Origin of the sequence: Bacillus sp. ISL-41 (assembly GCF_018613235.1) — a bacterium.
Taxonomy (GTDB): domain Bacteria; phylum Bacillota; class Bacilli; order Bacillales; family Cytobacillaceae; genus Mesobacillus.
Map to the genome: position 1 here is coordinate 13764 of NZ_JAGGQP010000020.1, position 26288 is coordinate 40051.

The 26288-nt window shown below is 35.7% G+C and carries 20 protein-coding genes and 1 pseudogene; 17 read left to right on the forward strand and 4 right to left on the reverse strand.

Features of this window, described 5'->3' with window-relative positions; translation table 11 throughout:
* The first annotated feature begins 66 nt into the window (after positions 1 to 66).
* The 4 genes and pseudogenes from ablB (at position 67) to J7I80_RS09850 (ending at position 5199) form a co-directional block, all read left to right on the forward strand.
* Positions 67 to 933, forward strand: coding sequence for a putative beta-lysine N-acetyltransferase (ablB, locus tag J7I80_RS09835; protein ID WP_353050099.1), 867 nt, complete (start codon positions 67 to 69; stop codon positions 931 to 933).
* A gap of 52 nt (positions 934 to 985) precedes the next feature.
* Positions 986 to 2374 carry a sigma-54 interaction domain-containing protein gene (locus tag J7I80_RS09840; protein ID WP_214738019.1) on the forward strand — a complete coding sequence of 463 codons (1389 nt, stop codon included), beginning with the start codon at positions 986 to 988 and terminating at the stop codon, positions 2372 to 2374.
* A gap of 174 nt (positions 2375 to 2548) precedes the next feature.
* Positions 2549 to 3553 (forward strand): annotated as a pseudogene (kamA, locus tag J7I80_RS09845) (lysine 2,3-aminomutase); the annotation flags it as partial.
* 77 nt (positions 3554 to 3630) lie between these two features.
* Positions 3631 to 5199 carry a recombinase family protein gene (locus J7I80_RS09850; protein WP_214738021.1) on the forward strand — a complete coding sequence of 523 codons (1569 nt, stop codon included), beginning with the start codon at positions 3631 to 3633 and terminating at the stop codon, positions 5197 to 5199.
* A gap of 81 nt (positions 5200 to 5280) precedes the next feature.
* On the opposite strand, the gene J7I80_RS09855 is transcribed toward J7I80_RS09850, so the two are convergent.
* From J7I80_RS09855 to J7I80_RS09865, 3 genes are read right to left on the reverse strand one after another with little or no spacing between them, the layout of a single operon-like run.
* Positions 5281 to 6225: a tyrosine-type recombinase/integrase gene (locus J7I80_RS09855; protein WP_214738023.1), complete on the reverse strand. Its 945-nt coding sequence runs from the start codon at positions 6223 to 6225 to the stop codon at positions 5281 to 5283.
* A 19-nt stretch (positions 6226 to 6244) separates the two neighbouring features.
* Positions 6245 to 7369 carry a tyrosine-type recombinase/integrase gene (locus J7I80_RS09860; protein WP_214738025.1) on the reverse strand — a complete coding sequence of 375 codons (1125 nt, stop codon included), beginning with the start codon at positions 7367 to 7369 and terminating at the stop codon, positions 6245 to 6247.
* A 1-nt stretch (position 7370) separates the two neighbouring features.
* Positions 7371 to 8690, reverse strand: a complete 1320-nt coding sequence (locus J7I80_RS09865) for a tyrosine-type recombinase/integrase (RefSeq protein WP_214738028.1) — start codon at positions 8688 to 8690, stop codon at positions 7371 to 7373.
* A 424-nt stretch (positions 8691 to 9114) separates the two neighbouring features.
* Between J7I80_RS09865 and J7I80_RS09870 the strand changes: the two genes are divergently transcribed.
* The 6 genes from J7I80_RS09870 (at position 9115) to J7I80_RS09895 (ending at position 16242) form a co-directional block, all read left to right on the forward strand.
* Positions 9115 to 9942 (forward strand): hypothetical protein, encoded by an 828-nt coding sequence (locus J7I80_RS09870; RefSeq protein WP_214738030.1) that lies wholly within the window; start codon positions 9115 to 9117, stop codon positions 9940 to 9942.
* A gap of 210 nt (positions 9943 to 10152) precedes the next feature.
* Complete coding sequence (locus J7I80_RS09875; RefSeq protein WP_158651563.1) at positions 10153 to 10299, forward strand: hypothetical protein; 147 nt, start codon at positions 10153 to 10155, stop codon at positions 10297 to 10299.
* Between the two features lie 583 nt (positions 10300 to 10882).
* On the forward strand, positions 10883 to 12403 hold the full coding sequence (locus tag J7I80_RS23655; protein WP_214738032.1) for a restriction endonuclease: 1521 nt from the start codon (positions 10883 to 10885) through the stop codon (positions 12401 to 12403).
* Between the two features lie 611 nt (positions 12404 to 13014).
* Positions 13015 to 14442 carry a lysine 2,3-aminomutase gene (gene kamA / locus J7I80_RS09885; protein WP_214738034.1) on the forward strand — a complete coding sequence of 476 codons (1428 nt, stop codon included), beginning with the start codon at positions 13015 to 13017 and terminating at the stop codon, positions 14440 to 14442.
* A 2-nt stretch (positions 14443 to 14444) separates the two neighbouring features.
* Entirely contained in the window at positions 14445 to 14726 is a 282-nt protein-coding gene (locus tag J7I80_RS09890) for a YokU family protein (protein WP_214738036.1), read from the forward strand.
* 406 nt (positions 14727 to 15132) lie between these two features.
* On the forward strand, positions 15133 to 16242 hold the full coding sequence (locus J7I80_RS09895) for a YncE family protein (protein ID WP_214738038.1): 1110 nt from the start codon (positions 15133 to 15135) through the stop codon (positions 16240 to 16242).
* Between the two features lie 552 nt (positions 16243 to 16794).
* Here J7I80_RS09895 and J7I80_RS09900 read toward each other — a convergent pair.
* Complete coding sequence (locus tag J7I80_RS09900; RefSeq protein WP_214738040.1) at positions 16795 to 18411, reverse strand: multicopper oxidase family protein; 1617 nt, start codon at positions 18409 to 18411, stop codon at positions 16795 to 16797.
* 412 nt (positions 18412 to 18823) lie between these two features.
* Between J7I80_RS09900 and J7I80_RS09905 the strand changes: the two genes are divergently transcribed.
* From J7I80_RS09905 to J7I80_RS09935, 7 genes are all read left to right on the forward strand, one after another.
* Positions 18824 to 19474 carry a ferric reductase-like transmembrane domain-containing protein gene (locus J7I80_RS09905; protein ID WP_214738042.1) on the forward strand — a complete coding sequence of 217 codons (651 nt, stop codon included), beginning with the start codon at positions 18824 to 18826 and terminating at the stop codon, positions 19472 to 19474.
* Between the two features lie 174 nt (positions 19475 to 19648).
* On the forward strand, positions 19649 to 19975 hold the full coding sequence (locus J7I80_RS09910; RefSeq protein ID WP_214738044.1) for a four-helix bundle copper-binding protein: 327 nt from the start codon (positions 19649 to 19651) through the stop codon (positions 19973 to 19975).
* A gap of 169 nt (positions 19976 to 20144) precedes the next feature.
* Positions 20145 to 21299: a stage II sporulation protein P gene (gene spoIIP, locus J7I80_RS09915; RefSeq protein ID WP_214738046.1), complete on the forward strand. Its 1155-nt coding sequence runs from the start codon at positions 20145 to 20147 to the stop codon at positions 21297 to 21299.
* A gap of 205 nt (positions 21300 to 21504) precedes the next feature.
* Positions 21505 to 22443 (forward strand): F510_1955 family glycosylhydrolase, encoded by a 939-nt coding sequence (locus J7I80_RS09920; protein ID WP_214738048.1) that lies wholly within the window; start codon positions 21505 to 21507, stop codon positions 22441 to 22443.
* Positions 22444 to 22944: 501 nt separating this feature from the next.
* On the forward strand, positions 22945 to 23286 hold the full coding sequence (locus J7I80_RS09925) for a metal-sensitive transcriptional regulator (protein ID WP_214738049.1): 342 nt from the start codon (positions 22945 to 22947) through the stop codon (positions 23284 to 23286).
* Positions 23287 to 23300: 14 nt separating this feature from the next.
* Entirely contained in the window at positions 23301 to 23507 is a 207-nt protein-coding gene (gene copZ / locus J7I80_RS09930) for a copper chaperone CopZ (RefSeq protein ID WP_214738050.1), read from the forward strand.
* Between the two features lie 128 nt (positions 23508 to 23635).
* A complete protein-coding gene (locus J7I80_RS09935) occupies positions 23636 to 26065 on the forward strand; it encodes a heavy metal translocating P-type ATPase (protein ID WP_214738052.1) in 2430 nt (809 codons plus the stop codon).
* The last annotated feature ends 223 nt before the right edge of the window (positions 26066 to 26288 follow it).

Below are 26288 nucleotides of genomic sequence, written 5' to 3' on the forward strand. Positions count from 1 at the left end.
AAGCCTGGCCCAAAGCCAGGCTTTTCATACGATTTAATTCTTATATCAAGAATTGGGGGAATGAACATGCATTTAGGCAAAAAAATGACCTTATCAGAAAAAAACTATAATCTAACTGTTTATCTTGATCCACAGAATAAGCGGGTCAGGGTGGAAAATTATTTGGGCAGCTTGCCACATATTTTGGATCAAGCTGAAAAGCTTGTGGAGAGCGAAAAAGCAGACAAATTAATCATCAAGGCAAGGAAGGAACATTTTACACAGCTGATCGAACGAGGTTTCAGTTTTGAAGCAAGTATTGATGGATTCTTCCTAGGCTCTGACTGTGTGTTCTTTTCGAAGTTTTTCAGCGACGAAAGAAGGACTTCGCCGCATTGGCTTCAAGAGGATGGAATCATTAAAAGTGTTTACCATCTGGCAGAGCCAGCACAGAACATTACGCCTCCAAAGGATTACGTTATGAAAAAGATGGACGAAAGAGATGCAGAAGGCTTGTCTGAATTATACAAAGCAGTTTTCCAAATTTATCCCACACCGTTAAATAATCCAGAGTATATCGTCAAAACGATGAAAGAAGGAACTATTTATTACGGATTTGTCCATGATGGTCAGATTGTAAGCGCGGCATCAGCAGAAGTGGACTCTTTTTATAAAAATGCAGAGATGACTGATTGTGCAACATTAAAAGAGCACAGGAAGCACGGGTTAATGAAGGTGCTGCTGGCCCGCCTTGAGGAGGAACTGATCGAAAATGGCATATATTGTTCTTACTCCATAGCCAGGGCTTTATCGTTCGGCATGAACGCAGCCTTGCATCAACTGGGTTATGTATACCGGGGCAGACTGGTGAATAATGTGTTTATCTATGATAAAATTGAAAACATGAACGTTTGGGTAAAAGATTTGGCAAAATCGCCAAAATTTGGGCAGTGAAAAGACAGTTTTTCGGCACTCTGTCATATACTCAATATGGGAGTGTGATGAGATGAATTCAGTATCCAATGTGACCGAAGAAATCTTAAGCGCAATATTGAAGTGCATTGACGAAGCAATCCATGTAGTGAATACAGACGGTATTACCATTTTCTATAATGAAGTAGCTGCCAGGCACGATGGATTGGACATCAATGAGGTGATTGGAAAGCCGCTCCTTGCTGTGTTCCCTTCACTGAACAACCAGTCCAGCACTCTATTGAAAGTAATTGAAACGAAGAAACCAATCTATAATGAAACTCAGTCCTTCGTCAATTTGCACGGGCGGAAAATTGACACTGTCAACTCGACACTGCCAATCTTTGTGCAGGGAGACTTGATTGGCGCAGTTGAAATTGCAAAGGATTATACTCAAATCAAACAGCTTTCTGAACGCCTGGTCGAGATTCAAAAGAGTCAAAAGCATCGTGGCGGGAAAACCGTTAAACAGCAAGCTGGCTATACGTTCAGAGACTTGATTACAAGCAATAAGCATTTTAAGACGATTAAAAAGAAGGCAGAGAAACTTGCAAAATCTGATTCTCCGATTCTAGTGTATGGGGAAAGCGGGACCGGCAAGGAGCTTTTCGTCCAATCCATCCATAACGCCTCCAGTCGGGCAGTTGGACCTTTCATTGCGCAAAACTGTGCGGCAATTCCAGAAAACCTGCTTGAAAGCATCTTGTTTGGCACATCAAAGGGAAGCTATACTGGAGCAGTGGACAGGCCAGGTTTATTCGAGTTGGCTAATGGTGGAACACTTTTTCTTGATGAGCTTAATTCGATGCCCTTCGACCTGCAGGCCAAGCTTCTTCGTGTCCTGGAGGATGGTGCTGTCAGAAGAATCGGAAGTACCCATGTCATTTCTGTCAACGTCAGGGTAATTTCTGCGATGAACGTTTACCCTGCCCAGGCAATGGAAGCAAACCAGCTGCGGACGGATCTGTTTTACCGTTTGAATGTACTGACATTCGAACTGATGCCCCTAAGGCAAAGGAAAGAAGACATCCTATATTTATCTGATATCTTCATTAACCAATATAATAAGCAGCTGAGGAAGCATGTCTCCGGACTTGATGATCATGTAAAAACCATTTTCTATAAACACCCGTGGCCTGGCAATGTCAGAGAACTTAAGCATACTATTGAATACATGATGAATGTATGTGAAGGCAGTATGCTGACCGGGCAGGACCTGCCAATGATGATGAAAAACATCCAGACACATCAGACTGAAGAAACACGTACTTCATTTGTTTTGAGAGACCATCTTAAAGAGCTTGAAATCCAATTAATCAATGATGCGCTGGATGCTTCTGGCGGCAATGTCCAGAAAGCAGCCGTCCTCCTCGACATTCCAAGACAAACGCTACAATATAAAATAAAAAAACTAAATCTATGACATTCTAATCTGCCGAATTTTCAGCAGGTTATTTTCTTTTTTTTGCGATTATATTTCGCTGATTATTCTCAAACCCCTGCATGAGACTGGATTGACTGAATTCTGAATAATCCGTCACTTTTGGCACGGAACTTGCATTATAAAAAGCTATAAAAATAGCTAGGGGGAATTGGGATGAAACAGACTTTATATAAGCCTTCAAGACACTGGAAGGATATAGAGCTATGGAAGGATGTTACTGAGGAACAATGGAATGACTGGCTATGGCAGCTTACAAATACAATCAGGACACTGGATGATTTAAAGAAGGTTATTAATCTTACACCCGAAGAAGAAGAGGGTGTCAGGATTTCGACGAAAACAATCCCGCTGAATATAACACCTTACTACGCTTCATTAATGAATCCAGACGACCCGCGCTGTCCGATCAGGATGCAGTCAGTGCCTATCTCCAAGGAAATTCACAAAACAAAATATGATCTTGAAGATCCACTTCATGAAGATGAAGATTCACCTGTACCTGGTTTGACGCACAGATATCCTGACAGGGTGCTTTTCCTCGTGACCAATCAATGCTCGATGTATTGCCGCTATTGCACAAGGAGAAGATTTTCGGGACAAATCGGCATGGGGGTTGCGAAGAAACAGCTTGATGCCGCAATCAACTACATCCGGAATACTCCAGAAGTCCGGGATGTATTGATATCTGGCGGAGATGGTCTTCTGATCAATGATAATATTCTTGAATATATCTTAAAGAACCTGAGAGAAATCGACCATGTTGAAATCATCAGGATTGGAACTCGGGCACCAGTTGTTTTCCCGCAGCGAATTACAGAGAATCTTTGTTCAATCCTCAAAAAATACCACCCAATCTGGCTGAATACACATTTCAATACATCAATCGAAATTACTGAAGACTCAAAGCGAGCCTGTGAAATGCTTGCCAACGCTGGGGTCCCTGTTGGCAACCAATCCGTCATACTTGCAGGAATCAATGACAGTGTCCCGATTATGAAAAAGCTCATGCATGACCTCGTTAAAATCCGTGTCCGCCCTTATTATATTTACCAATGTGACCTGTCTGAAGGCATCGGCCATTTCCGTGCCCCGGTCACAAAGGGTCTTGAAATTATTGAAGGCTTAAGGGGACATACTTCAGGTTATGCAGTCCCGACAGTATTTTTTATAGGAAGTATAAAAACAATTTCACCTGCTTATACTTTTTTAATAAAAAGGCATAAGAGGTTTTTTTTATGGAAAAAACAAGCTTTCACAAACATGTAGCAATCTATTTAAGAATCAGCCAGGAGAAAAGAAATGAAAACGAAGAAACATTAAAGAACCATAGGGAGATTCTGGTGGAACATGCCAAGGCTATTAATTGTACATATGATATTTATGGTGAAGTAATTAGTGGTGGTAAATCTAACATTGAAGACAGGATAGAACTTCAGAGGCTATTTAATAATATTGAAAATTATGATGCGATCTTATGTATTGAGCTGTCACGCTTATCAAGAAATGGACTCATTTCTCAAACGGTTAAACAATATTGCATAGATTTTGATAAACCCATTATTACTCCATTTTATGAATACGATCTTGCAAATAATGAAAATGACCGATTAATGTTTGATTTAGGAAGTTTAATCGCTAGCCATGAACATGGTGTTATTGGCAAGCGTAGTAAAATAAACAAAATTCAGATGTCCAAAGCAGGCTTACATGTTAGTGGAAATGTCCCATTTGGGTATGTAAGAAATAATGAAACCAAGAAGCTGGAGATAAATGATAAGGAAGCTAAAATTGTTAGGTATATATTTGACTTACATTCAAGTGGTTTAGGCAGTTTTAAAATAAGGGAAATTTTAAATCAAGAAGGGTATAAAACAAAAAAGAACAATCACTTTGAATTACCTACCATAAAAAGAATAATAAAAAATCCAGTGTATAAAGGAACCATTGTATTTAATGATAGGAAAAGGAAAAAGAAAGATGGTAAGTTTGTGTATGAAATAGTAGAAACCATTGTAGTGGATAAAGCTCACCCTTGGATTATATCACCTGAAGATTGGGAAAGAGCTAATCAGGATTGTCTTGAAAGAGCAAAGAATGCAAGACAACATAGAGAAAAACCCGCAATCAAAACAGGATATACTATGTTAAAAGATCTGATTTTTTGTGGCGTTTGTGGCAGGAAAATGACAATTAGGAAAGATAATAAAAATACAAGTACTTATACTATAAAACGCTGTGAATATTTACTAATTGGTGGAGAAAAGTGCCAAAACTGCGGAATTAAATTAGAATTCGTAGAAAATGAAGTGTACGATGAACTACAAGAATATAAAAATAAATTGACGGAAAGCCTCAGGCTGATTCAGCTAAACGATGAGACCAAATTAAAAAATCAATTAACTGAAAGGCTTGTAAAGGTTGAAAAGAAGTTAAAGGAGGTTTTAAGCCAACAGAAGCGACTAATAGACTTTGCTGTTGAGGGAATCTTTACAACTGAACAGATAAGAGATAAGAAGCAAGAGTTATTAACTCTACAGCAGAACTTAGAGAAAGAGAAAAAGGATTCATTAAATGAAATTAATAACCCATCATTTGAAAATATAACAAAAAATATACAAGGCGTTATTCATTCGATAGAAAACCTAAAGAATATGAATACTGTAGAAGTAAATCAAACTCTTAAAACATTTATAAAAAAAATATTTTATACAAGAGTTATTCCAGAAGAATTATTGGTGAAATCCACGCTGAATAAACAGAGAAGATACTACCCGTTTCAACTTGAATTTGAATACAAAAAATAGCTACTTAAAATATTCAAAAATAAGTTAACGATAAATGAAAAATGTAGGCATCTCGTCTCTTTGAGATACCTACAGCCTAGTTCACCAAGGTAATTTGATGTTATTGTATATTTCCTCGTTTTCTGGTATGAATAACTCAAAGTTTCTAATGTAGTTTGGTTCAATATAAGTTCTAGTGGATGATAGAGCAATGTGATTTAACAATTGTTGAATGGTTGTTATTAAAGCACCGGATTCAAACATCATAGTTCCAAAACTATGTCTCATGGAATGAACCTTAACTTTTGGAAGGTTCGCAAAAGTTAGGTATGAATTTAGTAGTGTATTTACGGAATCGTATGATAAGTCGGGAAAAAGTTTATCACTATGTGATAGTTGATTTTCTACGCAATATTTTTGTATTAGCTTACCAACACCGTGTCTTAAAATTATATAGTGTGATCGCTTGTTTTTTGTTTCTTTTAGAAAGATTAGATCATTGTCGAAATCTATGTTTTCAACAGTGGCGTTCAATATTTCATTTTTTCTAGAGCCAGTTGATAATAATAGAGTGAAAAGTAGTAAATCTCTTTTTAAATTACTACTATGTTTGATTATACTTCTTAAAAGCCTGATAACTTCATGCCGATTGAGTATTCTCGGTGGTATCCTCGATGGTTTATAATTTTTTAATTTAAATTCAATTTCCAACATTACGTCATCAAAAGCATAGTTCATAAATAAATATTTAAAGAAACTTTTAAGTGCAGCGTGACATGTTGAAAGCCAAGAATACCCTTTATCAGTCCTCGAAAATAAGAACTGATCTAATAAAGTAGAATTAATGGGTAGAAACCGTACAGTTTTACCGTTTACATCAATCAGTTCAAATATTTGTTCTAAATGCAGCTCACCATATTTTTGTTCGGTTAAGTCGGATAGATATTGACCAAATTGCTCAAGTTTGTCTTTATAAGCTTTTTTAGTACTATCAGTAAAATCTTTGCATAAAAGAAATTTATCAATTTCCTTAACATATGGTTCCATTTCTAACTTATGACTCCTTTTATAAAATTTCTTTTAGCAGAGCTTCCATAGGGAATGGATAATTTTTCATTACTTGTTCCTTTAAATCAATAGGAAGAAGTTGAGTATAAATTGAAGTAGTTGCCGGATTTGTGTGCCCCAGTAACTGAGAAAGGAATTGAATTTCCATTCCGGCTTTTAAGCAATTCACAGCAAATGTATGCCTGAACGAATGAGTCGTAAAGTAACTTTCATTAATATTTGCATCTTTAAAAATATTACTTATTTGATATTGAAGAGACCTATTAGAAATCCGCTTCTTTCTGACATTATCCTCGTCCCGTGAAAATAAAAAACCATTGCAATTTTCCTTATTAGTTAAGCCAGTATCATCTAAATAGCTAATTAAGTGTTTTTTAGTCTCTGGGTATAATGTGATAATCCTTGTTTTGTTACCTTTACCTTTTACAAAGATAATGTCATTATCAAAATGAATATCCTTGATTTTAATGTTAGTTGTTTCACTAATTCTGCACCCAGTAAGTAACATAAAATATATCATAGAATACCAACGGTAACCGTATGTTCTCCTATAAGCCTGTTTTAATATTGACTTAACCTGTTCATTGTTAAAATACCTGGGTAGTAATTTAGTTTTATTAAAATCAAATCTAACTGATAGGTCTTTGTCAACATATTCAACAATATATGCATACTTAAATAGCTTTCTAATAATTGCAGTATATTTGTTCATTGTATAATCCGATAATTTTTCTTTCTCTTCGTTTTCTGTTTTGTCAACTTCCTTTTCCTCGTTGGTTTGACTATTGGTTCTTCTCCTTGACTTCAAAGTAGAATAGAATTTTAGAAGCAACACTTCATTGAACTGGTCCAAAGCTAAATTTGGATCAATTTTGTTAACATATTCTTTAATTCTATTTATGAAATTAAGGTATGTTACCAGTGTAGTTTTACTTCTTTTTTTATTTTTGACTTGCAACGTTAAATTTTCTATAAAATCATCGGCTACCTTTAAAAAAGTAACCTTTTCCGAGTTTTTTTGCGTTGTATATGCACTTGTTAGTGACATTAAAGTCTCCATAGTAATCCCTAACTCATTACATACCTGTTCATAATCTATATTGGATTGTATCTTTAAGGGCACGTTAACTTTCCTCCTTTAGTACTGTTTCAGGGTTGTATTGAAGAGTATTTCTTTTAAGCCTTTGAATGCTTTTTTCAAGATAATAGTAAGTTGAATCTAAGCGGGCGTGTCCCAGCGCCATGGATACTTTTTCAAGGTCATTTTTATTTTCTAGTGCATTTGTAGCAAATGCATGCCTATAAGTTTTCGCTGTATACTTTACTTCTCCGAATACTTTTTTATTTGCTGCAGCATAAATTTGACCTATTGCATTAACAGTGAGCGGTTCGTTACTTGTTGATAAAAATAAAGTTTTCCCATTATAATCTAATTTTTCTCTGTATTTTAGATATTTTCTTAGTACTTTCATTACCAGGTTACTTAACTTTAGCTTTCTCTGACCTGATTTTTTACTTCTGATCACTATAGTTGATTCTGAGGTAGATACATCTTGGAGTTTCATATTAGTGATTTCTATAGGCCTACATCCAGTATCAAGAATAATTAAAAATACACTTAAATTTCTTTCAGGTAGCCTTGAATAATTTAAAATAGCATCTATTAACTTCATGGTTTCTTTGGTATTAACATACTCATTATTTCGTGTATGCTGAATTTGAAATTTGCCAGGTATAGAATATTTGAAACTTATGAAGTTCAGTCTTCGAATATATTGAAGGAATAATTTTAAGCACCTTAGTAAATTCAAAGCCCTACTTGTTGAAATTTCATTTAATGAAACTCTTCTCCCTAAGAATTTATGATATGAATCAATATGTTCTTTATCTATTTTTTTTACATCTTGATCTTGGAGCAAGTCTGGTGCTGGAAAACTTTTAAATTCTTCGGCTAAAAATTTAAAGAAGTACAAAATATCTTTTCTATAGTTTTTTAGTTGGCTGTAATTTTGAAAAGATAAATCTTCAAGAAAAGAATTAATAACAGGTGGAACGTTTTTTTTAGCTTTAGTTTTTATTGATTTCTCAATTAAGGTTGCTTTGAAAATAAAGTTGATCTGTTTGTCTCTAAATAAATGCTTTGATAGTAAATTTATAATGTTTAGATAACCCTGGGCAGTGCTTGCCTTTAAATTACCCATTTTTATTTTCTTTTCTAAAGTGTTTTTATAAGAATTAAAATGTTCTATGGACAGAAATTTAGTGTTCAATTGGTTGATATCATATTCGGCTACGAAAGATCTTAAAGTCCTGCTAATGTTTCTTTTATAACCAGGTGAAATATTGCTCCTTTCAAGAAAAGCAATTATGGTTTCAGGTAAACAATCGGGATTAGTTTGGACTACGAAATTATTTTCATTTTTAATAACTGTTAGATTACTCATGATTTAAAATCTCCAATATAAATATTTAGAATATTGTGCTAAAATATACTTGCGCAAAGTGCTATTAAATTAACTTTCTGCTCTGTTAATTTTTCCTGGCCAGTCATACTAATTTCCAGTATCACCAATTTAAACACATGTAATTCAATTTCGCTTTACTTTGTTAAAGAAAATAAGCGTAGAATTGTACTTCTATGCCATTTATCTTTAATTTAATAAAGTGCTAAAGGGGGCTGAAATAAAGTTTGTTAACTGGATTTCATTTTAAGCTAATACCGAGGAATCCAATATATAATAAAGATATAGTTATGAAATATTTTAAGTGCATTAACCTAATCATTACTTTTGAGAAGATTTATCATGTTTTTATGATACTGGAGATTTTGTTTGATAAAAGGACCTATGCTTATTTTGGTGATGAGCTATGTCCAAAGAGCCGAAAGGGTACCAGACTGATCAAGTAAGAGCTGCAAATGAATTTGCGCTGGGGGAAATAACGCTAGAAAAATTTTTAAGGTTTCATCCGATTGGTAGAGGTTATAAGTGGAAACACATGGTGTTTGTAAGAAGGCAATCGTTTATTTGGCATCAATTAATTGAAAGATTACCTGTGCCTTATAGACTAAAGGCATATCTGGATTCTGAAGACTTATCGGTTCCGTATCTAAGAGAAAATATGCAAATTACATCTGGTAATTACATTAATATAAAGAATTATGAATTAATGATAGAAGAGGGCTTGCAGACAACCCTCCTGAAGCTTGCTGTAGTCTTAGATATACCCATTAGATATTTGAAAGGTTTTGACACCAGTGAATTGGTAGTTGCAGATTTTGATGAATACGATTATTTGATAATGGATAATAAGCAATCGTTTTCAGAAATTGTATCATGGACACTGAAAAGAGATATCTGTCGAATTATTGAGGGTTTTATCGTTGATAATTCCGAGAAAGAAATTCCTTTTGTCCATAAAAATCATGTATATGTTAGAGTGGATAAAAATGTAAATTTCTTCCGATTTGAAATCTTCCTTGAATCAAGACCATATGCATCAGTAGGTCAAATAAAGGAATTATTAAATGCTTTTCAGGGTAGTGTAAAATATGTGTATAAAGAAGAGTCGTTACTAAGAAAGGTACCAAAATTAACTTTTATAGGCATTTATAAAAATACCTCACTTGAACTACTCGAGGAATTTGTAAATGACTTAAGTGAAAGTCCTGGAAAAGAAAGAATCTATCCATTTTAATACCTAAAATATTTATTCCTCTTATTACATCCTAGGAAGTAATAAGAGGTTTTTCTAATTAAAAGTAATTTAATCAATTAGTTATAAGTTTTAAAATATAGACTTATATAGCAAGGAGATTTAAAGTATTTATAATGATTTAATGATACACGTAAACTATTTCAAGGATCTAGAGAACCTCTTATTACTAAAGTAATAGGGGGTTTTTTGATGCGTAAGTCAAAAGCACAAACATTAGAACAGAAAAAATTAAATGCTCTAAAAGTATTGGAGAAATGGGAACTAAAAGAAAAGGAACGATTTAAATATAAAGACGAGGAAGAAAAGATAATAAAACCTGAAAAAAAGTCACCATGAAAATAAAGATAAAGGCGAATCAAACCTCAAACCATGTCAGTCCTAACCAGCCACCTTGCACCAGAATATGTAGAAATAATCCGAATTTAGAACTAATGGCAAAAGGGTTTCTGGAATTATACTTAAGATCATTGAAAAATTCATAAATTACTGAAGCTCGCCAATCAATGAAAATAAGTAGAGGAAAGATCTTCTCTACTTTTTGGGGGGCTTTTTTAAAATTAAATAACGATTCGCTATGGGACAGTGAAATAACCGTTCGTAACTTCAGCTTTTTACTTTTCTAATTAAACAGTCGGTTTTAAAAGTAGCACTAATAAAATAATTAAGTTGAAAACTAATTATTTGATCTTGTTTGTTCTTTTTCCTTTACTTATTAGGAGCATAGGTTACATTTATAGCCATTGATAGTTAGCTCCATAAATAAAAGGAACAAACAAGAATTTTTGGCATATGAACTTTAAGTAAAAGATTGGATACTTAATGTTTTTTTGCTTAATAAGTAACGTTTTTATAATTATTATTTTATAAATATATGGTTAAACTTTTAGTAACTTGGAAAATGACGGAGGTTATCTAATCAGTGCTTCGTACTCACATATCCAATCGTTATCTAAAAGAAGATAAAGTTATAACAGCTAAGACCCATTGGGAATTAGAAGAAAAAGTTAAAAATCAAAAGCAGCGGTGGAAAGATAAAGAAAAGAAAGTTAAGAACCAAAAAAGGATTGAAAAGTTAAAGTGCTCTGCGATTACAGATACCGAAAGATCTCTAGAGCTAATTGAAGAATATCGGAATCTTCTTCAGTTCTCATTAAATAGAAAGCATTCTATTAATTGGGACAAGCTTTTTAGTAAGGAAACTTACGAAGTTGAGGAACCTAACTTAGAAAAATTCATTGCGTTGGTAAATGTTCCAAAAGAGGATAAATTTTTTGAGCTTTTTCTCCCATCTTTAAAGAAGAAGAGGCTTGAAAAGATGAATGAGGCAGAAAAGGAATATAATCATGCCTACACTGAATATCAAAGAGAAAAAAATGAATTTATTAACGAACAAAGGGAGATTAACGAATCAGTAAAACAATTTAAACTTGCATATGAGGATTCAATTACTCCATTTGTGGAAAAATACTTTGGTACAGTAATTGATTCTTCTGTTTATCCAGAGGGAATAAATAAAAATTTTGAGATCCAATATCTATCTGAAGCAAAAGCTTTGGTTATTGATTTTGATTTACCCCTACCAGGAAATGTTCCAGACATCATTGAATATAAATTTATACAAGCTCGTAAAGAAATTGTTACTAAAAAGATGAAGAAAAAAGAATTTGAAGAATACTACGAGGATATTATTTACCAATTAACACTTCGAAATATTTACGAGTGTTATAGTGCTGATTATGGTAATACAACTGAACTTATTGTATTTAATGGATGGATACATGGGGTTGATTCTTCAACTGGTCAAGATTTTCACTCTTGTATTGTAAGCCTACAAGCAATGAAGGATGAGTTTTTAGCATTAAATCTAGAAAAGGTAATACCGAAAGATTGTTTTCGAAGTCTAAAGGGATTAAACGCGGGTGCTTTATACCAGTTAGCACCAGTAAGGCCAATAATTGAACTTAACCGTGAAGATCAGCGATTTGTAGAATCAAAAAAAATCTTAGCTGAGATTAATTCTATTCCCAACTTAGCAGCTATGCCGTGGGAAGATTTTGAGCACTTAGTAAGAGAACTATTTGAAAAATATTTCTCCGCAGTTGGTGCTGAGGTAAAAGTAACGAAAGCGACCCGTGATGGAGGTATTGACGCCGTTGCTTTTGACCCTGACCCTATTCGTGGCGGAAAATTTATCATTCAAGCAAAACGTTACAACCAAGTGGTTCCTATATCAGCAGTTCGCGAGTTGAATGGGATAATGGCAGATGAAGGTGCAGTAAAAGGAATATTAGTTACTACAAGTTATTATGGAAACGATTCATGGGAATTTGCTAAAGGAAAGCCGCTGACTCTTTTGGATGGATCTAATTTGATTCAGATGTTTATGGAATTTGGCTACAATGTCAAAATTGAATTAAAGAAAAATGAAAATGCAAATTAATGAATTAACCACCACATGATTAGTCATATAATTTCAGGAGCAGCAAAAAAGTTTGAGTATGTAATGTAGTTGGAAGGGTATCCCATTCGCCTATTTATCGAATTTAACAGTAAGCAAGATAGGTTTGAGTAATTTTCTAAACAATTTAGGACAACTAGAATTATCCATTTACAGGGATAATGCCGCTAATGCCAATTTTTGGGCATGGGAATGCCAAGAAATCAGCACTTTGTATTGAAAAAATAAGTAATACCAACGAGATTTTAATATTACATCTCGTCCTTATATGGCTTTGTTGGGTTCCATAGCGGTGTCTAACCCCAGTTAGAAAACAATTAATATTTAGTCGATTTTAAATTCCCCATTTAATAAATTACTACGATAAATAATTATGAATTAGTTTAAATACTGTGCAAACTGTTCACTAACTAATAAAAAACATATTGAAATTTAACTGCCCGTTAATTGGCAGTTTTTTTGCGTTTTCGTAAGCCTATAAGTGTATTCAACGGATAAACCCCCTTGTCACCAACATTTAGAATTAACAATTCAAGTTGGCACGGAAATTGCAAATTGAATAGTGAGTGAAAATGTATAGAGGAGGGGCAATTATGAAACAAACATTATATAAACCCAAAAGACATTGGAAGGAAATTGATCTTTGGAAAGGAGTTACTGAAGAACAGTGGAATAATTGGCTTTGGCAATTAACCAATACAGTACGAACATTGGATGATTTGAAAAAAGTTATTAATTTGACACCTGAAGAGGAGGAAGGTGTTCGAATCTCAACAAAAACAATTCCACTTAATATAACTCCCTACTATGCCTCGCTAATGAATCCTGATGATCCAAATTGTCCAATTCGCAAACAGTCTGTGCCTATATCTAGTGAGACTTATAAAACAAAATATGATTTAGAAGATCCACTCTACGAAGATGAAGATTCCCCAGCACCGGGACTAACACATCGATATCCAGATCGCGTTTTATTTCTAGTAACGAATCAATGTTCAATGTACTGTAGATATTGTACGAGAAGAAGATTTTCAGGGCAAATTGGAATGGGAGTACCCAAAAAGCAATTAGATACAGCAATTGATTATATTAGAAATACTGAAGAGGTAAGGGATGTTTTAATTTCTGGTGGAGATGGATTATTAATAAACGACCAAATTTTAGAGTATATTCTAAAAAAACTTCGTGAGATTGAACATGTGGAAATTATTCGAATAGGTACCCGTGCACCAGTAGTATTTCCACAGCGAATTACAGAAAATTTATGTTCAATCTTAAAAAAGTACCACCCAATTTGGTTGAACACTCACTTTAACACGTCAATAGAAATTACAGAGGATTCTAAAAGAGCATGCGAGATGTTGGCGAATGCAGGTGTTCCTATTGGCAATCAGTCTGTTATTCTAGCTGGAATAAATGATAGTGTTCCAATTATGAAGAAACTAATGCATGACCTAGTAAAAATAAGGGTACGCCCCTACTATATTTATCAGTGCGATTTATCTGAAGGAATTAGCCACTTCCGTGCCCCAGTTTCAAAAGGGCTTGAGATTATTGAAGGATTACGCGGCCATACCTCAGGATATGCTGTTCCAACCTTTGTTGTTGATAGTCCAGGTGGCGGAGGAAAGATTTCTCTACAACCTAATTACCTGATTTCACAAAGTGCAGACAAAGTAGTGTTACGTAACTTTGAAGGTGTCATCACATCTTATCCAGAGCCTCAAAATTATGTATCAGGAACTGCAGAAGATTATTTCAAGACTATTTATCCTGAATATGAAAAGTATAAATCGAATGTTGGTATATCCGCTGTGATGAATGATAAGAAATTCAATCTCGTCCCAGAAGATCTTCAGCGCCTAGATAGAAGACAAAAATATCAGGAAGATCCAGATCATTCTTCTTTAAAGGATAAGCGGGAAAAACGAGATGAATTAAAAGAAAAGAAATTTAAAGCTCAACAACAAACTTCAGCAAACAAAATTGGCCTAGAAAAAGAACCAGCGGGGAATGATTGATCATGAACAAGATTTGTGAGTGGTGTGGAGGGAGAGCAATTTTAGGAGTAAGTAAGGTTTATTGGGAGCTGCCAGATGGGTCAAGGGCAATAGAAATCACGGAGACACCGGCTGTGATTTGCAAAGGTTGTACGATGGTATACCAGGAAGAAAAGGTAATTAAGGAGATTGAGGATCAATTGTTTCTAATAGATACCAAGATAATTGGAGATACAATCAGTTTTAAGGAGCTTATGGATAAGCCGAGACTATTGAAGAGGAATTATTTTGATTTTTCTTCTTAAATTACTTGGAGGTGGTACCTATAAGTGGGTGCCATCTTTATTATTTTGTTGCACTGTTTACTAAGTTAATATTATTAATTTACATGTTATTTAAAACCAACTCACCTTTTACTTTAACCTTTCAGTTTTGAGGTTAAAAAGTTTAAATGACACTCGAACTGGCATATGAGTTACGAGTTATTTTTGCGCGGATTAAGAGCCTGAGTGTCAATGAAAAGTCCATACCTTACCAAGTCTGTAAACTTTGGAATTGTATATTGTAGATTAAAATATTGCAGTAAATATGAATTTCAAGAAATTGTTAAAATGTTTCTTGATATTTTTCTTTTTGTGATGTGCATCACATTTCCGATAGGAGAACCCGGTTATGCTATCGGAGTAATCACATTAAGGAGGAATTCAGATCATGAGAAAATCTTATTTTAGAGGGATAAGTTTAGTGATAGCAGCAGGTATCTTTCTTGCCGGGTGTGGTACCGAACCTGCCAAAGATGTTACAGAGGCGACTGCCAAGGAAAAGCAGCAAGTCGAAGAAAAATCAGAACAAGCATCAAAAAATGCTCAGGTAGACAAGTTTTATTTTACAGCCAATGAAGGGGGAACAATAAGCAAGGTAAATGCTATCAACAATGAGGTTGTTAAAACGATTCAAGCAGAAGGCGTTGTCCATAATATTCAGGTTTCACCTGATGGAAAATCAGTTGCGGCCACCATTGTCCCGAGCATGGGAGAGCTTGGAGATGACGGACATGATGATGGAGGACATGATATGAAAATGAACGGTTTTGCTCTTTTTTATGATACTGAAACGGATGAGTTACTTAAAGAAGTAGAAGTCGGCAGCCATCCGGCCCATGTTGTGTATACAGAGGATGGAAAATACGCCCTTGTCACAAACAATGAGGACAATAATGTTTCCGTTATTGATACCAAAGACTACACTGTGGTCAATACAATAGGAACAGGGAAAGGCCCGCATGGCTTCAGGATATCAAGCGACAGCAAGCATGCTTATATAGCGAACATGGGTGAGGATTCTGTCAGTGTCATTAATCTCGAATCAATGAAAGAAGATCGCAAAATACAGGTAGGTGCCGCTCCGGTCACGACAGGAATAAGCGCTGATGGGAAGACATTGGTAACAACGCTCAATGCTGAAAATGCTCTGGCAATTGTTGATCTTGAAAGTGGAAACATAGAGAAGGTAGGAGTCGGTATTGGCCCGGCTCAAGTATATCTTGATGCTAATGATCAATTTGCCTACGTGGCCAACCAGGGAACAGAGAGTAATCCTTCTAATAGCATAACGATTGTAGATTTGAAATCAAAAGCAGCAGTTTCCACAATTGAAACGGGTAAAGGAGCGCATGGTGTGGTGCTGAGCGGTGACAGTAAGACGGCGTATGTGACCAATATGTTCGAAGATACGGTAAGCATTATAGATCTTGAAGCGAAAGAAGTAAAACAAACGATTCAGGTTGGAGAAGTCCCAAATGGGATCACGATCATGAAGTAATGGATGGATGCCGCGCCTCTTATCTTGGAGGGCGGCTTTTTGCATGAATGAATACAATTATTCGTCACATAAACTCGATTGTTTCTACACATTTGACTTATAGAATCAAAATGAATTAAGGGTTCCCCTTAGTAAAGGAGGCTTTGTATACCATGGAAGCTAGTAAAATGGACAGTAAATACAAGTAAACTAATCGGGGAGATGAATGGACAAGTATAAAAGAATCGTGCTGTTGGCAGCAACTGTTAAGCGATTCAAAAGGCTAGCCTGATAGCCAACGCAATTTGACTTCGACTGCCGGAAAGTGGCTTGAAAAATCAGTCTTTCGTAAAGAAAGAGGCCAATATCAACAACTCCGGTAAGTTTAGAAGAAGTTGCGAGGACTAAATCTAGTTAGGTTCCAACTAGGGAGGAAATCGGAAAAACACATTGGTGAAAGGCTATATATACCGATTGAAGAAGGGACTGAAAGTAAAAAAAGGAAGCCGGGTAGGCTTCCTCTTTGAAATCAGTTTCTTATTCTACATTTTAATGCTCTAACGGAAGAGGTTATTATTCAGGTTTATTATTTGCATCAGGATCTGGAGTGAAGTTTACTTTAAACCCATCATATTTAACCATATTCACCATTCCTGCAGTGGCATGATGCAAATCGTGACAATGGAATAGCCAGTTACCAGGATTGTCTGCTTTAAATGCAACGACATATTCATCACCAGGTTTTAAATTAATCGTATCTTTCATGATTGGAGCACCTTGTACAGGTTTTCCATTTTTGCTAAGAACCTGGAAGAAGTGACCATGCAAGTGCATAGGATGATCATCCATCATAGAATTGTTGGTCAGTGTTACTTTAACAAGATCGCCTTCCTCGACATTTATACTATCAGTTTCTGGGAAAGTTTTGCCGTTAATCGTATATGCCATTTCGTTGCCATCCATCGTTGTGTTTAAATCCATTTTATATTCAATATCATATTTTTGATCCAGTGAAAATTCACCCTTTTCAGAGCCGCCATAATTCATAAAGGAAAATTCAGGTAAATCTTCGGACTTGTTAGATTTGTCAGCTGAATCAGTAGAGTTTTCATATTGAATTTTTGTATTCATTCCACTTGAACCTTCCATATCTCCGTGGCACTCTATGAACCATTCTCCAGGGTTGTTTGCCGTAAACTCAATGTCATATCTCTCACCAGGTGCTATTGAGATTACTTGATCCTTCAATTCTTTTGGTTTATTTAGTTCTTGTCCGTCAATTGCTGCGACTTTAAAGTCATGGCCATGCAGGTGAATTTTATGAGACATATACCCTACATTGACAAGACGAATTCTGACCTTTTCTCCTTCTTTGACCTTTAATGGTTCAATGCTGTTACCGCTTTTGCCATTTATCGTAAAGATATCGTAAGCACTCATATCGTGGCCCATTTCTTCCATTCCATCCATGCTTTCATTCTCATTTGACCCCATATCGCCGTGATCCATGCCACCAGAATCAGTTTCTTTATCACTGTCCTCGTCTGAATCCATATTACCGTGGTCCATTCCCTCCATACTGGATTCAGCTTCTTCTGGCTTGCTCATCCACTCGTCTAGCATAAGGGTATAATCACGATCATAAGACTTATCATTTGGCTCTACAATAAATGAACCATAAAGCCCTTTATCCATTTGTTCAACAGCATTTTGATGGGTATGATACATATAAGTTCCCGGATCCTCAGGGGTAAATTCATAGGTGAAGCTTTCACCTGGCTGGACTGCATTTTGTGTCACACCTGGGATGCCATCCATTTCATTTGGCACTGTAATTCCATGCCAGTGTATAGAGATTGGTTCATTCAGTTCATTTTTAAGATTTATTTTTAATTTCTCTCCTTGCTTTACCCGAATTTGGGAGCCGGGAACAGAACCATTGAAAGTAAGTGCTTTTACACTAACATCCTCACTTAGCTGATGCTTGGCTTCTTTGGCAATAATATTTATTTCATTGCCAGTAAGTGTTTCAGTAACGTTAGCAGTTTGTAGACCTTCTAAATTTTCTTTTACTTCAGAGCTAGGTTCTTCTTCCATGTTTTTATGATCCATTTCACTCATACTGCTACTGGAACAGGCAGCAATAAAAAGGGTGGAGAAAATGAGAATTGAAAGTAACTTTAATTTCATGCTGTATACCTCCTGAAATTTTTTTAAGGAAATCATAATACAAATAATTGCAGAAATTATGGATGAAAATTCGTCGTTTTTTTAGAAATAGTTATTTGGGTATGAGTTACCATGAAATTTTTGTAAAGTTTTATTTTATCAAATTAATAATTAGAAATTTCTGCAAAAAGTAATGTTAAGATTGTTTAAATAGGAGGTGGCAAATTTGGATAAAACAGGAAGGGATTTAAAAGCCCTGCTCTATAAATTGGCTTTTTAATTTTCTTTTGTTTCGTGCTCGTACCAGAGTGTGTATATGCTTGTCTGAAATTTAAGGTTAAAGAAAAAAGGCGTTTTTTCTAAGATTTTCTTGCACATCTCATTCAATTTAAATCATTATGTAGGACTGTTAATATAGAAAGGAATAATTTTTATGAACTTATTTATGAGGCACATGGTTGTTGGATTGACAAGCAGTATTCTTGTCTACCTATTCTTAAGTAGTCGATCTGAATGGAGTTCTATGCATGCTTGGAATAGAGCTTATGCCGATGTATCTCTTCTTCTTCTCTTCATTACCATTATGATCGGTCCATTAAGTAGATTAAATAACCTATTTATTCGCTTTTTATCATGGAGAAGGGAGTTAGGGATTTGGTGTTTTATCATGGCTTTACTACATGTATATGTACTATTCCAGGGGTGGTTTTACTGGGAACCGATCAGACTGATCATTGGGGTGAACCAAGAAACTGGCCAGCTTTCGTTTGATTCGGGTTTCACCCTCGCCAACCTAGTTGGTGCTGTGGGATTAGCTTACTTATTTCTGCTTGCTTTAGTATCAAATAATTATGCAATAAAAGTATTAGGGAAAAGGAGTTGGGACTACCTTCAAAAGAAAAGTGGGACACTTTATATTCTAGTAGTATTGCACACTGCATTTTTCCTCTTCTTTTTTAGATTAGGCAGTTATAATTGGGTACAAAAGCCTTTTTTAGTAACCGTAACAGTTATTTTCATGCTGCAATGGGCTGTTTTTATACGAAGCGTCTACCAAAGCAAAAATAGAAGGAAAATAGAATAGAGTTCTATTGGGGATAATTGGATATAACTTGCTTTGTGATTGTATCATCACTTTATTTATAAATCGGAGCGTTAATGCGAGCATCTTGAAAAATATGCATTTTATATGCAGTTTATTTACTTAATGCATGGGTAACCTATCAAATGAAAGGAAAAAAACAGAAAGGGAGATTACATGTATAACCAAACTTATGAACAGTGTATTCAGGCTTGCCTTGAATGTATGGAGGCTTGTAATGTTTGTTATGATGCGTGTTTCCATGAAGAAGACTTAAAAATGATGGCAGAATGTATAAGAATGGATCGGGAATGCGCAGACATTTGTGCTTTCGCTGCCAAATCTATGCAATCAAACAGTCCTTTTGTAAAACAGATCTGCCAGTTATGTGCTGATATTTGCGAGGCTTGCGGAAACGAATGCAAGAAGCATTCACATGAACACTGTCAAAAATGTGCTGAGGCTTGCTTTAAATGTGCAGAAGCATGCCGGCAAATGGTATAGTAACCCAAAAAACAGACACTTGGTGTCTGTTTTTTTGTCTTCAAGATGTCTGAATTCCAACATGCCGGCAAAGCCCTTACCCTAAAAGTCTACATGGAAATCTAGTCTATTATTCTCTTTCCGGTCATATAAATCGAGTAAGTTGATAGTTATAGAACGGAGTGAGCGAATGAACAAAAGACATCAAAATACTATATTTTTAATTAGAGTTCACACGATTTATTTCGCGCTTTTTTTCTTAATTATTAGTATTATATTTTTCTTTAATTTTCTTGATTTTAAAGAAAAAATAAATTCTTCCTTTATTACAGCTACTAGCGAAAAGGTACATACTAATATCATCCTAAGTCTCATGGCAACTGAAATAGGCTCGCTTAGATCACTTATTAATGAACAAGAAACACACTCTATCTCCCGAGCAGTATTTCTCACTTTTACAAATATTTGGCCAGAAGACATTAGAACATTTCTTGGTCGAGAAGTTCCGGGTTTTTCCAACTTTAATACCGAAATTGCTATCGCAGGAATTGGGACAGATATTACCACAATGCCAATGGAATCTGCTCCCCCGTTAGAAGTGCTTTTGAAAGAGAAAGAAATGGCAGAACAGAAGCTAGGCAAAAAAAATGTTTCACAAGAAAAAGGGATTTCCCCTGTCCTTAAAACTGGAAAGGATGTGGCATATATTTATCATTCCCACAGCTGGGAAGCTTTTTTGCCCTCGTTGCCTGGAAAGAAGACCGCAAATGAAGCTGTAAGTTTAAATGAAAGTAAAAACATAATAGCAGTGGGGAAAAAGCTAAGAGACGAATTAATGAAGAAAGGCATTGGAGCAAGCCATAGCACGTCCAATGTTACAGAGGAATTAAAAAAGAAAAATTGGAATTACAATGATTCATATACGCTTTCAAGAGAGACAGTAAAAGAGGTAATGGCACAAGAATCATCTGTTAGTTATCTTATTGATATTCACAGGGATTCCCAACCTAAAAAGCTTACAACTACAATGATCAACGGAAAACCGTTTGCAAGATTATTTTTTATAGTGGGGAGGGAAAATAAAAACTATGAAAGTAATCTTGCCTTAGCCAAAGAATTGAATAAAATGCTAGAAGAGAAATTCCCAGGAATCAGCAGAGGTGTTTTTGTAAAGACAAAAGATGATGGAAATGGAGTATATAATCAGGACCTTTCCAGCCAATCGATGCTGCTTGAGTTTGGAGGAATAGAGAATAATAGCATTGAATTGGATCATTCTATTAAAGCATTTGCGGAAGTTTTCAGTGAATATTATTGGGAAGCTGAGGAAGTAAACGGAAATTGATAGTTTTGCGATTGTGATAGAGTCTATAACTCTATCCACCTACGGAACTTTTGACAGAAGATCGAAACCCAATTCTTCAAAGTTTGCCCATCTCCCTCTTGTTAAATCAGAACCGTTTGTCAATATCGGTGCTTCATAAAAAATGCACAGCTTTATGGGATATTAGTAACAAAAGTAAAGGAATAATAAATTTCAGGAGGAAACGATGACTAAAAAGAAGAAACAAAACAAAGAGCAAAAGTTTGGCTTAGGGTGGCTCTTTCTAGTAGTAATGGGTTTATTCGTGATTATAATTCTTCTTCCTAATAACGGAGGAAATAAAATGACATTTTCTGACTTGCATGGTCTGAGCTATTCAGAAGATGGAGAAAAGTTAATTGCAGCAGTCCATGATGGTTTAAAGGTATACTCTAATGGATCATGGTCAATACCAGAAGGACCAAAAAATGATTATATGGGGTATTCACCCGTTAAGGATGGATTTTACAGCAGTGGACACCCAGCACCTGGTTCTAACCTTCAAAATCCCTTAGGAATTGTAAAAAGCAAGGACAATGGACAGACGGTTGATGTAGTTGATTTGCATGGGGAGGCAGATTTCCATGCATTGTCCGTAGGGTACGAAACAGAAGAAATCTATGTCTTTGCATCTGAACCTAATTCCAAAATGAAAAAACAAGGATTTTACTACTCAAATAATCAGGGAGAAACCTGGAATTTAATGAATTTGCAAGGGATTTCCGGCTCTCCTTTAGTAATGGCGGCACATCCTTCCAAAAAGGGAACATTCGCAATTGGAACAGATCAGGGTCTCTATCTTTCTGAGAACTATGGGGATTCGTTTGAACAGATAGTAACGGATTTAAGTGTGAGTGCTGCTGTATTTTCAGATGATGATACAATAATTGCAGGAACAAATAATGGTGACAAGCGAATCTTACAAATTAATATCAGTGATAGTAGTTTCAGTAATTTAAATATGCCCCAATACTTTGAGGGAAATATCTCTTATATTGCCGTAAACCGTGAAAACAAAAAAGAGCTCTCATTTGCAACCGACCTACTAAATGTATATACAAGTAGTGATAGTGGGAAAACATGGGAAGAAATTGTTGAAGAAGGTAACAGTAGGAAGTCAGGATAAAAGTGATCTTAAATAGAAATGTAACCTGTTATAGGAAATTATATAAAATTGCATGAAGTATACTGTCAAAAGAGTGAAGCATGACCTAAAAGCCACCCCTGTATAATAAACGAGGGATGGCTTTTCCTAAATTCTCCGTAATAGTGCCAATCATTCATTTTCTTTATGTCCCGTAATAGAACAATAAACCCGGTTATGCAGATCTGTAGAAGACATTTCAGTGTTTTTAGATGGCAACTATGTTTAAGAAATGGATTCGCAGAATCGAGTATTCAACTTGCTAAATATCTTAATGACACTAAAATGATAAACCCCTTTTTATGTACAAAATGATACATAGGTAGTAGACAGGCAATGCCAACAAAGCAAACTGGAAATCAACTACAATGCTTCTCTTGTTTCGCGTTCACATTAATTACATATTTTTCAAAAATTAAATTTATTTATATTTACATAGGGTACTGGGGTATAGTATATTAATTGTAGAAGGGGGGAAGCTAAATGCATCCTGAAATAAAAACGAATACTTTAATCGCTGATGAAGTAAATTGTTACGCGTTTGAAAGAAAAAGTCATCACTCGGATAAAGTGAAAAACTCGCTTGTGGTTCGACTAAACCGAATAGAAGGTCAAATACGTGGCATAAAAGGGTTAATCGAAAGAGACACTTATTGTGATGATGTTATTACACAAATATCAGCAACCCAATCTGCGTTGAACAGCGTGGCAAAAGTTCTTTTAGAAGGACATTTAAAGGGATGCGTAGTGGACCGCCTGGAGCAAGGAGATTTCGATGTAATAGATGAAGTACTCGTTACTATTCATAAGTTAATAAAAAAGTAAAGGAGCTGTTAGAAATGGAAAAGGTAACATTAAATGTAGTAGGTATGTCGTGTGGACATTGTGTCAAAGCGATTGAAGGTAGTGTAGGAGAATTATCTGGAGTTTCAAATGTTAAAGTTCATCTAGAAAGCGGAAAAGTCGATGTTGAATACAGCCCAACGGAAGTTTCCCTGGATAAGATTAAGGAAACTATTGATGATCAAGGTTATGATGTGAATTAATTATGAAGAAGGGTGTGCTTAATGGGACACCCTTTCTTTTTAAAAAAATACATACCCTGTGTGGGTATATAACAGTTTTTAAAAATATAGTATGTATCCTTATTTCTATCTAAAAAGGAGGAAGAATAATGGATGAGAAATCTATAGCAAAGACTCAAACTAATCCTTCAGGAGAAAACGTCACATTGAATATCACTGGAATGACATGTGCTGCGTGTGCCACACGCATCGAGAAAAACATTGCCAAAGTTCCAGGTGTACAAAAGGCTAATGTGAACCTCGCTACAGAGAAAGCTTCTGTTATATATGATCCTGATGTTGCTACTGTTGATGATGTCATTGCTAAAATAAAAAAGACCGGCTATGGGGTTCAAGAGGAAAAAGTTCAACTCGATATCATCGGAATGACATGTGCATCATGTGCAACTCGTGTTGAAAAAGCGTTGGAAAAGGTCGAAGGAGTTACTGGTGCAGCTGTCAATTTAGCAACTGAAAAAGCAATTATTGAATATATTCCTGGAAATACAAATATCGAGCAAATCATGGCAGCTGTAAAAAAAGTCGGCTATGATGCCAGGGTAGTAGGCGATCGGGATGATGATTATGAACGCAGTGCAAGGGAAAAGGAATACAAAACTCAGGTCAGAAAATTTACTGTAGGAGCAATCTTATCTGTGTTTTTCTTAGTTCAAATGATATCGGATTTTGCGATGGAATATGGAAATGGGATGTTCTTTCATATGAGTCCATGGGTTCAATTCCTTCTTGCTACTCCAGTTCAATTCTATGTAGGTGGCCATTATTACCGTGATGCCTTCAACGCGGTTCGTGGGGGCAGTGCAAACATGGCTGTTTTAGTTGTACTGGGGACATCAGCAGCATATTTTTACAGTCTAATTGTCACGATATTAGGTACAGGGCAATTTTTATATTATGAAGCAGCTGCCATTGTTATGACCTTAATTGTTTTGGGTAAATTGCTTGAAACAAGAGCAAAAGGACAAACATCAGAAGCGATTAAAACGCTCATGGGACTTCAAGCAAAAACAGCAAAGGTCCTACGAAATGGAGAAGAACTTGATATTCCACTAGAAGAGGTTCAAACAGGTGACTTGATTTTTGTTCGAGCAGGAGAAAAGGTTCCAGTAGATGGAGAAATAATCGAGGGAAATACTACAGTTGATGAATCCATGCTTACCGGTGAAAGTATGCCTGTTACAAAAGGAAAAGGCGACACAGTTATTGGAGCAACTGTAAATAAACACGGGGCGTTTACCTTTAAAGCGACCAAAGTTGGAAAGGATACTGCATTAGCTCAAATTATCAAACTTGTCGAAGAAGCTCAGGGCTCAAAAGCCCCTATTCAGAAACTTGCCGATAAAATATCTGGAATCTTTGTCCCGATTGTCATACTAATTGCATTAGGTACTTTTGCTATAACTTATTTCCTGGCAGGATTTACGCCTGCCCTTGTCAGCACTATTGCTGTGCTGGTTATTGCATGTCCTTGTGCATTAGGCTTGGCTACACCAACTGCAGTAATGGTTGGTACTGGAAAAGGTGCTGAAAATGGCCTCCTTATTAAAGGAGCTGAACATCTTCAAACAGCACAGCGGGTAACTACCGTTGTACTGGATAAGACCGGTACTATAACTAAAGGAGAACCCGATGTAACAGATATCATCACATTTGGGGAATACAGTGAAAATGAATTATTGCAATTAGCTGCTTCTGCCGAAAAAGGATCAGAGCATCCACTTGGAGAAGCAATTATTAATGGAGCAAAAGGGAAGAATCTTCAGCTCCAGGATGCTCAAAATTTTAATGCCATCCCAGGGCATGGAATTCAAGTGGACATAAATGATCAAAAGGTATTTATAGGGAATAAAAAGTTAATGCACAAAAATAGTATCGTTATTGATACTGCATTAAATCGAATGGAAAAACTTGAAGGTGAAGGGAAAACTGCTATGTTAATAGCAGTTAATGACAACCTTGCCGGTATAATCGCAGTTGCTGATACAGTAAAGGAAACATCTGCAAAAGCAATTAAACACCTTAAAAAAATGGGCATAGAAGTTATTATGATAACTGGCGATAATAAATTGACAGCCGAGGCTATCGCCAATCAGGTGGGGGTTGATCGGGTACTTGCCGAAGTTCTCCCAGAAGACAAATCAGCCGAGGTAGAAAAATTGAAGCAGGAAGGGAAAATTGTAGCCATGGTCGGGGATGGTATCAATGATGCACCAGCACTAGCTGCTGCGCATGTTGGTATTGCCATTGGAACAGGTACAGATGTTGCTATGGAAGCTGCGGATATCACCTTAATGCGAGGTGATTTGATGGGAATAGTTGATACAATTAGCTTATCAAAATCTACAATGAGAAAAATCAAACAAAATCTTTTCTGGGCATTTGCGTATAATGTCATATTGATACCGGTTGCAGCAATCGGCCTTTTAAACCCAATTCTCGCTGGAGGAGCTATGGCTTTCAGTTCTGTTTCAGTAGTTGGCAATACACTGTTTTTACGAAAATGGAAACCTATTCGCTAGAAAAGGTCTAGAAAAAAGTACAAGAAATGGGAGTGACTTACTGAGTCATTCTCGTTTCTTCCCTTACCTATGAAAAAACCATACTGATTAGTAATTTTTAAATGATTGCCTTCTATGCAGTTATTAAGTAATAATTTTGACTTTCAGATAAATGTTCGCAGATGGGGAATAAAAGATTAAGGGAATTGATGTGTCTAATTACTAATTCAGGGTAAGATAATCT

What these genes read in the sequence shown, in the direction of transcription:
- ablB (WP_353050099.1), top strand. Translation starts at nt 67, where the DNA reads ATGCATTTAGGCAAAAAAATGACCTTATCAGAAAAAAACTATAATCTA.
- J7I80_RS09840 (WP_214738019.1), top strand. Translation starts at nt 986, where the DNA reads ATGAATTCAGTATCCAATGTGACCGAAGAAATCTTAAGCGCAATATTG.
- J7I80_RS09850 (WP_214738021.1), top strand. Translation starts at nt 3,631, where the DNA reads ATGGAAAAAACAAGCTTTCACAAACATGTAGCAATCTATTTAAGAATC.
- J7I80_RS09855 (WP_214738023.1), bottom strand. Translation starts at nt 6,225, where the DNA reads ATGGAACCATATGTTAAGGAAATTGATAAATTTCTTTTATGCAAAGAT.
- J7I80_RS09865 (WP_214738028.1), bottom strand. Translation starts at nt 8,690, where the DNA reads ATGAGTAATCTAACAGTTATTAAAAATGAAAATAATTTCGTAGTCCAA.
- J7I80_RS09870 (WP_214738030.1), top strand. Translation starts at nt 9,115, where the DNA reads ATGTCCAAAGAGCCGAAAGGGTACCAGACTGATCAAGTAAGAGCTGCA.
- J7I80_RS09875 (WP_158651563.1), top strand. Translation starts at nt 10,153, where the DNA reads ATGCGTAAGTCAAAAGCACAAACATTAGAACAGAAAAAATTAAATGCT.
- kamA (WP_214738034.1), top strand. Translation starts at nt 13,015, where the DNA reads ATGAAACAAACATTATATAAACCCAAAAGACATTGGAAGGAAATTGAT.
- J7I80_RS09890 (WP_214738036.1), top strand. Translation starts at nt 14,445, where the DNA reads ATGAACAAGATTTGTGAGTGGTGTGGAGGGAGAGCAATTTTAGGAGTA.
- J7I80_RS09895 (WP_214738038.1), top strand. Translation starts at nt 15,133, where the DNA reads ATGAGAAAATCTTATTTTAGAGGGATAAGTTTAGTGATAGCAGCAGGT.
- J7I80_RS09900 (WP_214738040.1), bottom strand. Translation starts at nt 18,411, where the DNA reads ATGAAATTAAAGTTACTTTCAATTCTCATTTTCTCCACCCTTTTTATT.
- J7I80_RS09905 (WP_214738042.1), top strand. Translation starts at nt 18,824, where the DNA reads ATGAACTTATTTATGAGGCACATGGTTGTTGGATTGACAAGCAGTATT.
- J7I80_RS09910 (WP_214738044.1), top strand. Translation starts at nt 19,649, where the DNA reads ATGTATAACCAAACTTATGAACAGTGTATTCAGGCTTGCCTTGAATGT.
- spoIIP (WP_214738046.1), top strand. Translation starts at nt 20,145, where the DNA reads ATGAACAAAAGACATCAAAATACTATATTTTTAATTAGAGTTCACACG.
- J7I80_RS09920 (WP_214738048.1), top strand. Translation starts at nt 21,505, where the DNA reads ATGACTAAAAAGAAGAAACAAAACAAAGAGCAAAAGTTTGGCTTAGGG.
- J7I80_RS09925 (WP_214738049.1), top strand. Translation starts at nt 22,945, where the DNA reads ATGCATCCTGAAATAAAAACGAATACTTTAATCGCTGATGAAGTAAAT.
- copZ (WP_214738050.1), top strand. Translation starts at nt 23,301, where the DNA reads ATGGAAAAGGTAACATTAAATGTAGTAGGTATGTCGTGTGGACATTGT.
- J7I80_RS09935 (WP_214738052.1), top strand. Translation starts at nt 23,636, where the DNA reads ATGGATGAGAAATCTATAGCAAAGACTCAAACTAATCCTTCAGGAGAA.